The sequence below is a fragment of the Paenibacillus amylolyticus genome (genome assembly GCF_047302515.1).
GTDB classification, from domain to species: Bacteria; Bacillota; Bacilli; order Paenibacillales; family Paenibacillaceae; genus Paenibacillus; species Paenibacillus amylolyticus_G.
This window is the reverse complement of sequence record NZ_CP168019.1, coordinates 900478-916659: the sequence shown is the minus strand read 5'-3', so window position 1 is coordinate 916659 and position 16182 is coordinate 900478. Positions and strand designations below refer to the sequence as shown.

The 16182-nt window shown below is 43.8% G+C and carries 12 protein-coding genes; 3 read left to right on the top strand and 9 right to left on the bottom strand.

Going from position 1 to position 16182, the window contains the following annotated elements; genetic code table 11:
- Positions 1-39: 39 nt before the first annotated feature.
- Complete coding sequence (locus tag ACDJ59_RS04010; RefSeq protein ID WP_026080959.1) at positions 40-516, bottom strand: DUF6790 family protein; 477 nt, start codon at positions 514-516, stop codon at positions 40-42.
- 423 nt (positions 517-939) lie between these two features.
- Between ACDJ59_RS04010 and ACDJ59_RS04005 the strand changes: the two genes are divergently transcribed.
- Positions 940-1365, top strand: coding sequence for an Rrf2 family transcriptional regulator (locus ACDJ59_RS04005; RefSeq protein WP_047843833.1), 426 nt, complete (start codon positions 940-942; stop codon positions 1363-1365).
- Between the two features lie 111 nt (positions 1366-1476).
- A complete protein-coding gene (locus ACDJ59_RS04000; RefSeq protein WP_413407760.1) occupies positions 1477-2334 on the top strand; it encodes an SDR family oxidoreductase in 858 nt (285 codons plus the stop codon).
- 188 nt (positions 2335-2522) lie between these two features.
- On the opposite strand, the gene ACDJ59_RS03995 is transcribed toward ACDJ59_RS04000, so the two are convergent.
- From ACDJ59_RS03995 to rnhA, 7 genes are all read right to left on the bottom strand, one after another.
- Complete coding sequence (locus ACDJ59_RS03995; RefSeq protein ID WP_413407759.1) at positions 2523-3095, bottom strand: RNA 2'-phosphotransferase; 573 nt, start codon at positions 3093-3095, stop codon at positions 2523-2525.
- A gap of 13 nt (positions 3096-3108) precedes the next feature.
- Positions 3109-3549, bottom strand: a complete 441-nt coding sequence (gene imm48 / locus ACDJ59_RS03990; protein ID WP_211080866.1) for an Imm48 family immunity protein — start codon at positions 3547-3549, stop codon at positions 3109-3111.
- A gap of 91 nt (positions 3550-3640) precedes the next feature.
- Positions 3641-4882, bottom strand: coding sequence for a transcriptional regulator (locus ACDJ59_RS03985; RefSeq protein WP_413407758.1), 1242 nt, complete (start codon positions 4880-4882; stop codon positions 3641-3643).
- A gap of 182 nt (positions 4883-5064) precedes the next feature.
- Positions 5065-10791, bottom strand: a complete 5727-nt coding sequence (locus ACDJ59_RS03980) for a S8 family serine peptidase (RefSeq protein WP_413407757.1) — start codon at positions 10789-10791, stop codon at positions 5065-5067.
- A 555-nt stretch (positions 10792-11346) separates the two neighbouring features.
- Positions 11347-12336 (bottom strand): serine/threonine protein kinase, encoded by a 990-nt coding sequence (locus ACDJ59_RS03975; protein ID WP_047843836.1) that lies wholly within the window; start codon positions 12334-12336, stop codon positions 11347-11349.
- Positions 12337-12635: 299 nt separating this feature from the next.
- Positions 12636-13505, bottom strand: coding sequence for an alpha/beta fold hydrolase (locus ACDJ59_RS03970; RefSeq protein WP_413407756.1), 870 nt, complete (start codon positions 13503-13505; stop codon positions 12636-12638).
- 332 nt (positions 13506-13837) lie between these two features.
- On the bottom strand, positions 13838-14491 hold the full coding sequence (rnhA, locus tag ACDJ59_RS03965) for a ribonuclease H (protein ID WP_413407755.1): 654 nt from the start codon (positions 14489-14491) through the stop codon (positions 13838-13840).
- 154 nt (positions 14492-14645) lie between these two features.
- Here rnhA and ACDJ59_RS03960 point away from each other — a divergent pair, with 154 nt between their 5' ends.
- Positions 14646-15278 (top strand): DUF421 domain-containing protein, encoded by a 633-nt coding sequence (locus ACDJ59_RS03960; protein ID WP_413407754.1) that lies wholly within the window; start codon positions 14646-14648, stop codon positions 15276-15278.
- Between the two features lie 136 nt (positions 15279-15414).
- Here the strand turns inward: ACDJ59_RS03960 and ACDJ59_RS03955 are convergent, their stop codons facing one another.
- A complete protein-coding gene (locus ACDJ59_RS03955) occupies positions 15415-16182 on the bottom strand; it encodes an ABC transporter ATP-binding protein (protein WP_413407753.1) in 768 nt (255 codons plus the stop codon).

Sequence of the window (16182 nt, the reverse complement as noted above, 5' to 3'; positions counted from 1 at the left end):
TGAGATTCAAGCTGTGTAAGGCAAAAAATCAATTACAGCTTAGTGCATTACCCAGATTCCACCAGCCAATACGGAGAGAACCGTGATAAACGTTTGATACACCACATCCATAATGAGATTCCCGATACTGTCTCCATCTGCCTTGCGATTTTTAATCATGACATAAGTATGTGACCAAAGACCACTTAATCCGTATATGTACATCGTTACCAATACACCAACCCAAAAGTTCCCTTGGAACCAGATGGCCATAATCCCCATAACTCCAAGCCCTACCTGGGAAAAACCGTATTTAACCTGAAATGGTCCACCAGGCCATCCTAACATTTTGGCTGTCTGATCCGCTCTGGCAATGTTGACAACATAACCAATCACTCCAACCAATCCAAACGTAACCACAAACTGATGAAGCAGCAACACTCTGCTAATCTCGCTCATTTCCCCGGGAAAACCTAACACATATAGGTGTACTCCCCCTGAAATTAGACCTAACAACCATAGAACCAAAAACCACATGCCTGTCCCACTCCCGCCGTTTGTTATTTGGAATCATTTGTAACTAAATGTACAATCTTGTAGTTAAACACATTATATAATCGCTTTTACATTTGTCAATTCATACATAATTTTCTAGTTTGTCGAAGCTTTTGTCATTTTTCTTCTTCTGTACGCAAACAAGAAAACCATATAGTTCCATTTAACTTGAAAATAATAGGAATTTAGCCCTATTATTACATTAAAAGGTTTGAAACCTACTTCTTTTTTAACGCTTCAAAAGAACCACAACTCATTTATTTGACATAGGTGATAGTTCAATTATCATCTGTTTGATCATCTACGATTACAGGATAACAGCAACTATCAATTAACATATGATATAAAAGAATTGACAACCAATCGCTTTGTAACTATTATAGTTACAACGGTGGTGATTATCCCATGAGACAAATCAGCAGTCGCTTTTCCATTGCGGTTCATACCCTGTCCCTGATCGCTGTTATGCCCAATGAATGCACCGGAGATGTGATCGCGCAGAGTGTGAATACAAATCCCGTGATTATTCGGCGGATTATGTCCAAGCTGAAACAGGCTGGTCTGATTGACGTCAGACCCGGTGTGGGCGGTGCTTCCTTGTTGAAAGATCCGGCGAACATTACCCTTCTTGATGTATATCGAGCGCTTGAGGTCGTGGAGGATGGGGAATTGTTTAACTTTCACAAACATCCGAATCCGAAATGTCCGGTCGGCAACATGATTGAGCACACCTTGCGTGCCGAACTCATTGAAGCTCAGACAGCCATGGAACAGCGCTTGAATCGTGTAACCATACAGCAGATGATGGATCAGATTCATGTCTCTGAATAAAAAAGCTCATTATGAGCTTTTTTTAACCCTTTCGTTGTAATCACACCTGTTATAACATTTTTGATTACATCCATATGCAACCAACAACACATATCATAGGAGGAAAAGAAAATGAAAATTTTGGTTACTGGCGCAACAGGTCATTTGGGTTCACTGGTTGTAGAGGCATTTTTAAAAACAGATTCTGCCAAGGATGTGGCAGTAAGTGTACGTAATCCGGAAAAAGCGGAAGCACTCCGCACTCAAGGGGTTGACGTGCGTCACGGTGATTTCGATCAACCGGAGACGTTGAAGAAAGCTTTTGCCGGTGTAGATCGTCTGTTGCTCATCTCAACTGATGGTGACAATGAAACGCGTATTCGCCAACATCAGGCTGCCATTGACGCTGCCAAGAGCGCAGGTGTGGGATTCATCGCTTATACAAGCGTTGTGAATGCAGAAAAAAATACCCTTTCCCTGGCGGAAGTTCACCGCGCTACAGAAAAAGCTATTCGTGAATCCGGCATTCCGTATTCCTTCCTGCGCAACAACTGGTACCTGGAAAATGAAGCAGGCAGTGTGCAAGCAGCTACGCAAGGTGCACCTTGGGTTCATGCCACCAATGACAGCCAAGTAGGCTGGGCTACCCGCAGTGACTACGCCCATGCTGCAGCAGCTGTACTCGCAGGTGAAGGACATGAGAATACCGTATATGAATTGTCCGGCAAACTACGCACGCAAGCTGAACTGGCTGCCATTGTTGGTGAAGTGCTTGGGCAGGAAATCAACGTGCAAAACGTGGACGGTGCCGCTTACGCTGACATCATGAAAGGCGCAGGTCTACCGGACTTTGTCGTATCGATGCTTGTTGATATGCAGAGTGCCATCCGTGAAGGCGCATTGGCTGTAGAGAGTGATACTTTAGAGAAATTGCTTGGCCGTCCGGCTCAGCCACTTAGCGAAGGTATTAAAGCGATTGTAGGCAAGTAAGTTTTGGATATGAGAAAGGGACACACCAACAAATGTTGGATGCGTCCCTTTTTTGGTGTAGCTAACGATCAATACAACGGTATAACCGTTGAACGGATGACCGTATACTCACCCTTTGATTGCGACTGCTGCGATTTGAGATTGGTATTTATGTTGTCCACAACAGTTCATCACTCATTGCTCAACAGTCATTGCTCACTGCTCACCTGCTCAAGAATATAACGTGCAGGAATGTGATCGGCCAGCCAGATATTTTCGTTTCCATGATAAAAGAGGATTCCGTCTGTGGAAGCTTGAGCAGCATTGATTCTCAAAATGACAGGCTGATCATCCCGTCTTCGTCCCACCTGATTGGCTGTATCGATGTCTGCGGACAGATGTACATATTGCCTTTGCCGCGGCTGTAAGCCATGTTCCATAATAGAATTTACTGCGCGTGCCGGGGTCCCATGGTACAGGGTTTCCGGTGGCTCAGCAGATATTTTCGATATCTTATGAGGTGTCGAATGTCCATATAATGCCCGAATGCGGCCAGAACGGATTTCATGTCTCTTTTTCTCCGAGGCTTGGATCATCTGCTCCAGATCGGCTTGCGTGACTTCCTTCCACTGCGGACTTTCATGTAAAGCCACCAGTAATTGCGAGATTTCCACCCAACCCTCTTCGTCCAGTTCCAGCTCATACTCCCATGGTGCATGTCGCAGAGCGTATGAGAGTTCCTTGCTTAATTTCATCAGATCCAATGCAATCATCTCCCACATCTAATAAAACCGTCTATTTTTGCGATTGAACCGCTGTTAAAATCTCCTGAATATTACGTTCCAATCCTTCATCGTCTTCCTGATTGAATTGGCGGTGTCCATCAATCCCACGTTGGATAATCGTGTTCATTACCGGATGAACCTCACGATCGGAAGCCACCCGGATCAGATCATCGGCAAAATCAACCGCCTGCTGTTCACTGTAATTAAACGGTTTAATGAGCATCCGAATGCTCAAGGCATGGGCCTGCGGCTCCGCCAGCTGATCCCGATGAGTGATGCCATACACCGCGCCAAAACCAAAAGCAGCCATGACCTGACGCTCCAGTTCTGTCGTCTGTTCCAAAGGCGTGCCAATCAGCTCACACATTTTGTCCACCATCTGCTCCAGCTCGTTTGCTGCCGCAGCCAGAATTACGTCATTAATATCGTCAGCGTTGATAAAATCAGTCATATTGGTTTTCTCCATTTCTGCACCGTATTTGATCCATTCTCTCAGACTCTATGAGAACATTGTATCGGAGTTGGGGTGTTCGTTTCAAATCTTATATAAGTGAAGTCAATTGTGATTCGAAACGATTTTTGGCGAGCCTGAGCGCCTTGTCCTTTTTACCATGATCCATATAGTATTGAAACAATATCCCTTCATAACGTTCAGCAAGATACTGGGAACCAAGTTCACGATAATAAGGAAGAATTCGCTCCTCTATCATTTCATAATAGGCTTGCTCCTGCCCTTGTAAAATGACAGACTGGAGTTCCAATTCCATATAACTTGCGTCTGAAACAAGTTTAGAATTGTGCAAGGTTTCCAGAGACATGTCCAACAGCTTGTTTGCAGGAATGAGGTTCCCTAGCCTATTCGATTCTATGTAATTATTGAGTACCATCAGGTATAACGGTTGTTTCTCCGGAATGATATCAAGCGCTTGTCTGTACCAGTAAGCAGCATCCTTATATTGCTTCCGCCGGTTATATTCATAACCCAGATTGTTCAACAGCTTGGCTTTTCGGTCAGAGAGCCCACAATCATCACTAATCCGAATCAGATTCTCATATCTGCGTTTCGTCTCAGGAAAATCATGATACTCACGGGAATTGAGCTGAACCAGCATAATGGTTTCAGTGTCAATGATCCGCACCATATTGAGCGTTTTCCGAAAATGCTGAATAGCTTTCTCGGCGTAATAGTACGACGTGATATTCGAATATATCGAGTGATATGCCAGAGACAAATGATAGAAGTACTCATGATTCGTATATTTGGACTGATTGATTGAAGTTAATGTCTGGATGGATTTGCGATAATGTCCTGTAAGAAAATAATAAATCCCCCTCACATGGTGATAAAAATAATGTTCATATGAATGCTCCGATTCATCCGGAATCTCAACTTCGGCTATAAGTCTCTCAGCTTCAACGATATTATTCATAAATAAGTAAAATCGGATCTGCAGCAAGTCATAGGATAAACGCAGGTCAGGTATACCTTTTAACGGTTCCACTTCCAACTTGTCTTTGAGACGAATAGCTTCGACTGTTCTCTGCATAATAATGGCCTCTTGCCATGAATCCAGCAGATCGTTCATTTGATGATATCTTGCTACTTCTCTTGCCATATCAATACATAGTCGATCACAGAGCATGTCCATAATTTCTTGGGAATACTCTGTCATTCCCCGTTCAATTTTGCTCAGATGTGTGACTGAACAGATCCCTTTCACCAGTTCGCCTTGAGTTCGTCTATTCTTCTCCCGGTAAAATTTAATAATCTTCCCTTCAATCATCACTACACCTCGTTTTAATCCATCATTTTATTCCTAATTATAGGGTTCGAATATGGACTCTGCCAGTTATATATTGGAGTCTGATGTACTTGGGAAGAGAATTTTAGAAGCTCCCCTAGGTTAAATAACAAAAAAATAAGAGGGCCTCCTAATGCTGGAGGAACCTCTTATCCTTGTACTTCTTATTTCAGCAACGAAAGTAAATTGTGAACCGTTTGGGCCGTTTCGGCACGTGTAGCACTATTTTTCGGTTTGAATTGCCCACCAGTAGAACCGTTCATTACACCAAGCTCGGAAGCTTCCGCCACAGCTTCTTTTGCCCAAGATGCAATGTTTGCTTCATCCGTATAACCGGCAACAGCGGACTGGATATGGTTTGATTGGGATTGATATTCGTATGCTCTCATCATGAGCACTGCCATTTCTTCACGTGAAATGGTTTGGGTCGGAGCAAACTTATCATTCGCTATTCCCTGAACCAAACCTGCTTGATATGCCGCAGCCACACTGTCTGCATACCAGGCATCCTTACTCACATCACCAAATGGCAATTCATTACCTTTCACCTCTAAACCAAGGGTTCTCACGATTAAAGCGGCGAATTCGGCACGAGTCGTTTGACCTTGTGGATCAAACGCAGTCTCTGTTTTGCCTGTCAGCACATGTTTCGCCGAAAGAGACTTGATTGCATCACTTGCCCAATGCGTTGGTGCCACGTCTTCGAAGGATTTATCGTAAACGAACGGTGCATACGTGCCCATATCAGACAATTGGGAAGTAACGGTACCCTTCTCTTTATCTACGATCCCACCTGCGTAATCCCATTGATCCGCAGATGAATGTTCATGATACATTCCAATCAGATCGCTGTTTAACGTTCTGTCGTAATGGAGTGTCAGTGAAAAATCTTCAGGAAGCGAGGACAGAGATAATTTCTCACTGGAAACCTGGAGATACAGTTCAACTTCATAAGCAGCACCTGCGGTTGTCCACGTAAGACCTTGTTTCGTTTCTGGTGCTTTCACATCTTGTTTCATTATATCCAAAATGATCTTGCCACCAGCAGCACCAGAACCTCCTTTGGTCTGCAGTTCTTTCAATACGCTGGATGGAATGGTGAGTGATAGTACACCTTGCTGAGAAATTGTGAGTGAATTCGCACCCAACAAATCCCCCGCATTAACAGGCAGCTCAATCTTTTTACCAACTGTAATATCCACATTTGCGGTACCGTTTGTCACAGCTTTCAACTCTTTTTCTGTAATGACCTGATTTTGGCTTGGATCTGGGTCTGTGGGTGGTGCAGGTGTTGGGACAGGTGCAGGGATCGTAGAAGATCCGCCACCACCGTTATTTCCCGAACCGCCCCCATTATTACCAGGACCACCATTGTTCATTTCCTGAATTTTATTGAGGAAGTACCCTAAGTCTTTTTCCCCAATTTGCAAAACAGGTTTCTTGGTAGAATAGTTAGCCGTCATTCCAAAGTTATTCGTAATATAACTCACTTCGGTGTCTCCTACATAACCATCCTGGTCAATATCAGCAGTTTCATCCGAAGTACGATAATATTTTGTTACAAGCTCCATGTCATAGATATCGATGGCTCCATCTCCATTAATATCTCCTGCATACGTAAAGTCAGAAGAGTTCAGTTGATTGATGCCATAATATTCGCCATCAATCGTTTTGCTCAGAACCACTGCCAGCCTGGAAGGTAAATGACCCGGAGCTCGTGTGTAGATGGTCGTCATTTCTCCTGTTGCCGGAATCCCATCGATCAGGAACTCACCATAATTTTGCACAGTCCCCTCATATTTCTCACCGGAAGCCGTCTCGGCATAAACTTCAATGCCCATTGCCGAATAGTCATTTTCAAAATCCAGATACTCTCCATCGACCATAAAAGCTTCCGGACGTACAAAACCATATGTTCTTGAAGATTTGGAGATTACATCATAGCTGTCTGTGTTAAACGCGGCTAATGCCAATTTCTCTTCGTTCTCTTTCATGCCAACCGTTGTGTATTTCGCTTCAAGAAATGGTACGTCGCTTTTCTTAAAATAGAATTCATCCTTGGGTACATCAAAGATAACATGGAACAAATCAAGATCCCCTGTGATTCCTTCAAAGGACCCACCTGAGATGAATGCCTCAAAGCTGAGTTCTCTTTGGTCCACTGCAGGTTCACTGAAATTCACTTCAGCACCTGTGTCATCCAGTAATGCCTTCAGCTCAGGCGTTGGTTCAATCCGGTTAAATTGTTTATAGTCATACATCGATTCCAGGGTAAACGAAATACCGTTTAACTTCTCCACATTGTTCAATTGAATGGTCTGGGTAATGGTATCTCCTTTACGCACTTCGTCTTTGTCATACGTGCTGGTCAAATAAGGTTTGCCTTCGGAAATAAACCCATAACGATGGTCCTTAACGGCATTTGCCGCTGTACCCACATCCAATCCAAAGAGTCGAAGTTCGTAACCATTATCATATTCTTCTTTAGTAATACCAAAAGATATATTTCCCTCTTTGGAAACAGGCAAATCACCGGAATAGAAGGGACTGCCATTCTCGTAGAAAATGACACGATTGGATGATTGATCATAAGCGGTGATCCCATTATCAACAAAGGTTTGAACTGTTGAATCGATAGCTGTGCCATCATACCAGACGCCCTGTCCACCTTCCCTTTCCGTGAGCATACTATCATTGAGCTCGTATACGCCAGGCTCTATACCCAAATCAATCTCTGGGGCTGTATTATCCACAACTACCAATCTTTCGTATGAATACTGCTGAGAGTCCGAGTCAGTCCCGATGAATTCAAGTGTGTAGCTGCCCTCAGGGACAAATCGTGCAACGTTGGAGATCTCCCCGTTTTCAATCGGAAATGCATAACCTCTAAACACATTCAGGATCAGATATTCCACTCCCGGAAGCATGGACTGCGAATTCAAGGTACCTACAAACCCAATTTCCTCGCCAGTTTCGCGATCCTTCAGCAATACATCCACAGAATCAATGGGACTGCCCAATTGAATGGCACTCAGTGTCATCCGGTTCAGGAACTGATGGAATGGGGTATCGTTTGTGACGGATGGTGGAATCATCTCCACCGTAGTAATCCCCTTTTCGCTAATACGGATGGAGAATGGGATCTGAATATGATCCGCCGCATTTTCCGTATCCAGATATACATATCCTTCATATCGACCACTTGGCGTGTCCTGTGGTATATCCACTGAAACAGTCATCTCTTCCGTACTTCCGGCACTTACAGTAATGGATTCTGGAAGATGAACATTTAAGTTCATATCGTTTAACAGCTTCATGGAAGTGTTATACGTTTTGGCACCGTCCCCTTTATTCTCGATCTTAACTGTTCGGCTGTCAGATACGATTCCCTGGTCGTTTTCTTCCAAATATGCACTATCAAATACGATGGAACCTGTAATTTCATCAATAAGTATGGATTCGTCATTCGAGAAGTGAATCGTTTTATCCTGAACTTTGGCAAACACGGATGTGTGGACTGCCCGGTACGGATCTACACGGCCTGCACCTACTTCATATACGGAATAATTCCCGTTCAGATCGACAGCTGTATTCATAAGAGCAGTCTTCACATCAAAAGGTGTATATTCTTCATGTGCCTCGAGCATAAGTGCAGCAATACCCGCCATATGCGGGGTTGCCATGGAAGTACCCGAAATTCGTGCATAGGCAATATTATAATTCTCACCCGTATGATCATTCACAAATACAGGATAGGTTGAAAAAACAGCTACGCCCGGGGCTACAATATCGGGTTTAATATCATCATTCACGGACGCTGGACCTCGGGAACTGAAATCCGCCAGTTTATTTCCTTCCGTAACAGTTTGGCCTGCTGCGCCAAAGGTGACTGTCACGCCGTTCAACTCTTTTAATTTTTCTCCAAGCTCTCTCACCATTTGGAATGTAGGAATATACCCGTTCATTTCACCCAAATAATTAGGGATTGTTCCTTCAACATTATTATATATAATTGCTGCTGCCGCCCCTGCTTTTCTTGCGTTGACAATCTTGGCATCGAGTGCAATATCTCCCCGAGCGATTAGGGCCACCTTATCTTGTACATCAATACCTTCAAAATCAAAAGCATTACCAAGCCCTGCATACACAAGTTCGTAGGTTTTGCCTTCAAGTGTGGTCAGATCGTCAGCAAAATCTTTACCAAACAGTGGTAACAACTCAGTAAACGTTGAAGCAGGTGCTTCTTTTGTTGGTGCTTCTTCTCCTGCTACAGGTGTTTCATCTTCTTCTGCTGCTGGTGGTGCTTCTACTTCTACATCAGGTGCATCTTCTTCCGCGGCTGCTTCTTCATCTACTACAGGTGCTTCTTCTGCTGCTGGTGTCTCTTCTTCTGTTGCTGATGCTTCTACATCTGCTGCAGATGGTTCTGCTGCTGTTGGTGGCGCTTCTTCTTCCTCTGGCGCTTCCTCTTCTACTACAGATGTTTCCTCACCCTCAGCAGGTGCTTCTTCCTCTGCGGATGTTCCTTCATCCATTACAGGTGTTTCCTCTGTCTCTCCCTCACCTGGATTGTTATACACATCCAGAGTCACGGTAGCCGTAGGTATAGTTAACGGAACATCGGAAGCACCAATCGTAATGGCCAGCGCGCTCGCTCCCGGTGTACCTAAAGTTCCTTCATTGGGTCCATCATTACCTGCCGCAACCATACTCACCACGCCTTGCAGCATGGCATTATTCAGTGCAATTGAAGAAGGATCCAGCGGATCATTCGTGGCGGCCCCTAAGGATAGATTGATAACATCAAGTTCATCTTCAATGGCCTTGTCAATTCCGGCAATAATGCCACTCATCTCACCACTTCCACCAGGACCAAGTACACGGTACACATATAAGTCTACGTCTGGAGCAACACCTTTTACAGCATACCCCACGTCATTTTTGGCCTGCCCAGCGATGGTTCCCGATACGTGTGTTCCATGGGAAGTATAATAAGCTTCTGCTAAAACACCTTGCTCCTTATAACCCGAATTTTCCCAATCTTCATAGGTCGTCTCCATTGGGTCAGCATCGTTATCAACAAAGTCCCATCCTTTTACCGTAGCCGGATCCACTTGCTTGGGATCTTCAGCCGCATGAGCACGATACCCTTTATACGCCCCTGTTAAATCCGGATGATTATAATCAATTCCGGTGTCCAGTACACCCACTTTGATTCCCTTACCAGTGATGCCCTCTTCATGAAGGTTGTCTATGCCGAGATAAGGCACACTATCAGCCATTCGAGGTTGCATTCCGGATGCAGATGCAAATTCACTTGATGTGTCTGTCTCTGGCAGATCAAGTACCACTTCCTGGTCAGCCCATACTTTTTTCACAACTCCGGATCTCATCAGATCTTCTACGGCTACGCCAGGGATGGTTAACGCAACGCCATTTAGTGCGGTTTCATACTCCTGAGTGATTTGGATCGAGGCAGCAGCATAAGATAGCCCTCTCTTCTGCTGCAAAGACTTAATGTGCTGCTTGAATTGCTGATGATTTTGTTTTACTCTGCTTGCGGCCGTAAGCTCTGACAACTTCTCATTGTTTAGTCCAGCCCTTTTCAATGCAACGGCAGCCGGTTCGCTTTTGAATTGGATGATCACTTGGACCAAATCGTTACTTTTGGTATTCACCTTGGGGTCGATCACTTCACCATCCATGACTTGAAGCTGGTTCAAAGCTTGTCTTTCTTCTGGCGTGAGTGATTGTAGAATGGACTTAGCGCTTTCACTCTGCTGTAGAGGACCATAAGAAGGCGCTGAGTAAGCAGGTAAGGAAAACATGGAAGACAACATGACTCCTGTTGCTACTAAACCGGATAACCATCGGGTTGATTTTCGTTTCATTTTATACCTCCTGCGATTTACGATCAGATTAGGCTTATCGTATTCCGCAGCGTAGGGGATGTAAATTGGGGTAATTGAGTATGTTAATAGATGAATCACTCTATTACCCTTCAAAAAAATTTACATATAAATAGACCGAATTATCTAATTTAGTGACTTTATTTAACGAATTCAGGATTCTATTCTTTTATTCACAACTGAATTTGATAAACAAGTTTCTTTAGACCTAAAATCACTTTCGAAAATGAAGAGTTTTTTCAAAAATAAATTACTTTTTTTGTTATTTTTTGATTGGATTCAATTTAAAATCTTTATAAAAAACGCGAAAAAAGCTTACACCATTGTTCTAAACAGAACGAGACATGTGAGCTTTTTTGACGTATATCTCGAATGAATGACATTGGTAAACGATGATGTATTCTATAAACTATAAAAGAAACAAGCCAGTTCGCCCCATTTGTGAGGGAAAGAACTGGCTTGTTTATATTTTACACCTATTTAACGGCTATGCTCTCAATTAAGCGAATCTACTCTATGAACATAGGTCATGACTGCTTACGCCGTCTCATGTTGTTTTTTCGACTCCACTTCATAGACCTGCGTATGTTCATTCTCGGCTAAAGACCATTCCACTGTACCTGGCTTGCGCACTTTCCATACCCAGGCTTGAACTCGCAGCGAGCTTCTGACCCAAGCTAAGGAAGCACAGCGTTTCTCAGAACGAACCGTCAACCCCCAATGAATAACACGAGCGAGCCAAGGATTCACATACTCATTATGTGAGCGAACAGATGGCAATTCATCCTGGAACAACCGCTGTTTCACGTCCATAGGAGGTTGCCCGCATGTCCAATAATGGAGCAGAGCTGCCAAACTATAGATGTCCGACATCGGTCCCTGACTGGATTTCTCCGAATAGAACTCTAGCGGAGAATAACCTGCCGATGTAAATATCACCTGTTTCTCTCCAGATTGCATCGGCCAACGGGTAGCTGAGCCAAAGTCCAGAAGTTTGGGTGTACCATCCTCCATAACCATAATGTTGGAAGGTTTCACATCCCGGTGAAGAATGCCTTGCTTATGTATGTAATCCAATGTATCCACCAGTGGAAGCAGCGTCTCCGTTATGAAGGCAGCATCAAGAGCATGATTATGTTCATTCAAATACTCGGTCAATGTGATTCCCGTGCAGTATTCCATAACCAGATACCCCGTACCATTTGCTTCAAAATGATCCAAATACGATACAATATGAGGATGATCCAGTTTCGATAACAGTTCACCTTCGAGCAGAAATGCAGCCAGTAACTCCTGATATTGCCCACCGTATCCTCGTGAAGAGCAGAACACCCCTCGCTTGTCTGCCTGCCGTTCAGCCATTCTCTGTGGAAAAAATTCCTTAATGGCTACTTTGGCACCTGTATTACGATCTCGCCCTGCATATACAATAGCCAACTCACTGCTGGCTAATACCTGTCTTACCTGATATGTATCATTTATAATCACATTGCGCTGCAATGCCATTTTACAATTGTCTTTTCTCATAACAGACCTCTTTTCAACCTTGTCGATCGGAAGACTTTCCGCGTAAATGCATCACTTGGTTCAGCCAGTCAGCAATTCATCGCCAACTATACATATAAACCAAATGATGCAATTTGAAACACCTTAACGCGAAATATTTAAATATTAATGATATCAAGCCTTCTACGATATACTGCTAATCCCTATCCACACTACTCTATAGAAGAAAAGCATTCTCTTATATAGAGTATCGACAGATGGATGTAATTACTTTATTAAACTGGAGAAAAACATTTCTCATCCTTCATTTACAGCTTTTATTAATAATTATTCTGTAAAAAACGTCCTATTTCCTCGTTCATCTGAACCAATACGTCCTGTGATGGAAAATGTCCTGTATCATACTTGATGGCTTCTACATTCGTAATAATCTTTTGAGCTCGCTCAATACACTTATCCGCTGGGAAAAAGACATCCTTCTCCCCTACCAATAACAAGGTTGGTGACGTATAATTCACCAGTTCTTCCCGCTCCGTAAGCTTGGGCAGATCCTGATCTATGCTGACGTATTTAAAAAGTTTGCCGATAATGTTTTTATCCATTTCTTTCATGCAGTTGCACGACATGTTGTCTGTAATTTTTTGCAAAGAAGATGGTGAAGACGTCATACGATACTTGACGAGTGGCAGCGTGATATCCTGAGCTGTTTTAATTTTGGAATTGACCGCAAGACCCGCAGGAGCAACCAATACGGCACACGAGATGCGTTCCGGAATATAGGTAGCCAGTCTGAGGATAATGCCTCCTCCAAACGATGGACCGATAAATGCACTCTTTTCAATATCATAGTGATCCAGCAGATCCGACACCCATAAAGCCAAGCTATCAAACCGTGTGGAGATACTCGCTTCCTCACTATAACCGGGATGACCAATCGTATCAGGAGCAATAATCCGGTATTCTTTAAATAAAGAAGAGAACCATGACAACGTCATCGGATTCACACAATTACCGCCTTGGAGAATAAATAACGGCTTGCCCTCTAGAGGACCCGTCAGTAAAACATGCGTCTTGCCAAAACGCGTCTCTACATACTCCCGAGTAAATTTCTCACCCAACTCGTTCAAATAAATCTCATACTCTTCAAGTATGCTGCTCTTGCCTTCTTCACTTCTATAAATGGAACTCATGTCTGCCTCCTGCAATATATACTCAAATACCCCATTCTATTGAATGGACTTGCTAATCAGTGGACCAAAAAGATAAAGAGGGCCTGCAGATGACAGGCTCCTCCATATGTTTAACTAATCATATTCAGATGATTATAGAGCGGAAACTGGAAATTGTAAATAACGATTCTAATAGACCAGAAATAAAGAAGGCATCCTTGAGAAAAATCAATTTCATAACTCACTAAAAATGGATTTTTGTAACTAGATATAGACAAATTAAACCGCTTTGATCTATATCTAGCCTTGATTGAAGCAGCGAAAGGTATTATGAAATTGATACGGATAAATACCTACTTCCGGCCGTAATCTGCCTTGATTTCGCCCCACTGTTTGGTCTGCCATTTTAGCACTTTATTGCTGTACGTATTCGTCTGGAGCCACTGCTCCGCACGATCAATCATCAGCCAGATCTCTTCCGTGGAGTTGTCCCGTGCTAACGTCGTGGCTACTTTTTTCTGCTTTAGCCATTTCATGGCATTGACCGAGTCGGTATACACCGTTTTGGTACTGCCTTCTTTTTTCAGATGTGCGAGGGCATGTACAATGGCCAAAAATTCGCCCAGATTGTTCGTGCCTTTGGAGATCGGTCCGACGGAGAAAATAATCTCACCTGTGCGGGTGTCTACCCCTTTGTACTCTACAGGTCCGGGGTTACCACGTGTGCCCACATCAACAGAGAGGCTGTCGTAATCCACTTCCTCTGACGTTTCCATGCCAGCACTTCTTCCGCTACCAGCCGACTTTGTCTTCGACGCTCCGCCTGCACTTAAACCCCAGTTCCCTTTCCATCCAGCACGATACGCTTCTTCTGCGGCTGCTTTGGACTCATAGGATTTATATTTTGCTCCAGTATAATGATCCGTCTGCGCTTTGCAATCTGCCCATGTGTTATACACACCCGGCTTCTTGCCTTCCCAGACAACATAGTATTTCTGTTTTGCCACTGTAACCCGCTCCTTTGTTCACTTCATCAATACCCTATTGTATACGATCCGGTGGGCGGAATGAAAGCTATGGATTTGGCCATCTGCATAATTACTCCAACTCCAGAACAGTCTAAGAAACAAAGCGCATACTGGAATAGAAAGGAATATACGTATGGACTGGATATGGAAATCTGTTTTACTTGTACTTATCGGCATGATTCTGCTGCGAATTGCAGGACGCAAGTCGATCTCACAGATGAGTGTCGCCACAACGGTCATCATGATCTCAATCGGAACAACGATTGTACAACCCATCGCAAATCATGAGCTTGGCAAAGCGATTGGATCAGCATCGGTCTTCATTTTAACATTGCTTGTAGTGGAACAACTGCAATTGAAATTTAATATTTTCGAACGGTTAATGAGTGGCAGTTCCAAAATCGTGGTAGAGGACGGAAAGGTCATTATAGCGAATCTGAAACGTATGCGTTATACGATGGATCAGCTTGAGATGCATATGAGACAGAACGGAATTACAAGTGTAGATGATCTGGAGACCGCGACGGTGGAACCCAATGGTCAACTTGGTTATGTCCTGAAACGACATGCTCGTCCTGTGACGATTGGAGATCTGGAAGAGATCCTACGAAGTTATGCAATTACAGGTAGTAGCCCAGCAACAGGAGAACACTCCCAACAAGACAACAACAGTAAGTCTTCAACGCATAGCGGTAACTCCTCAGATGTTTTCCAAGAAGTCAGCAAAGGTGCTCATGCTCATCCCGTTGATCCTAAGCTTCAATAGACGCGCCTAGACCCATCAAAAATAAAAGACCGGCCCTGCGAGCACTCAACAACATCGCTCCAACAGGTACGGTCTATGTTCACTTCAATTGATATTTCCAATTCTCCACGTCATCCAAACAAAGATATAGTCCCAATCAACGTGTACTCAGGTAAGCGATGCCCAGGCCGCCTGTAACCGGATTTGTATAGATTTCACAATCGACATCAAATACCTCACCAATCATCTCGCGAGTCAAAATATCAGCCGGTTTGCCATGGACCACAATCTGGCCCTTTTTCACCACATAGAGATAATCGCAATATTCTGCGGCGAGTTCGAGATCATGCAGCGCTGCCAATATGCCAATGCCTAGTCCACGGACAATATTTAGAATTTGAAGCTGGTATTTGATGTCCAGATGGTTCGTCGGCTCGTCCAAGATCAGGAATTCAGGCTGCTGTGCCAGGACACGCGCCAAGACCACACGCTGTTTCTCTCCACCAGACAGAGACACGTAATTGCGGTCTGCATGTTCAGTCAGATGTACTTTTTCCAAAGCCTGCTCGACGATTTCATGATCCCGTTCATTATCCGTCTCCAGCAGTTTTTTGTGCGGGGTACGGCCCATCATGACCATCTCACGCACTGTAAAATCAAAACTCAATTCATTAAACTGGCCAACAACGCCCATGTGTCTGGAAACAAGCTTTGGACTGGATTTGAGAATATCGGTATTGTCCAGAAAAACCTTACCTTGTTGCGGTTTGATTACTTTATAGATGCTCTTGAGCAGCGTTGACTTGCCACAACCATTCGGTCCGATCAGTCCAACGAACTGTTTACCGTTCACCTGTAATGAAATATCCTTGATGATGTCCGTGTTCAGCACAGAGATGGATACATTATCTACGTTCAGCTTCAT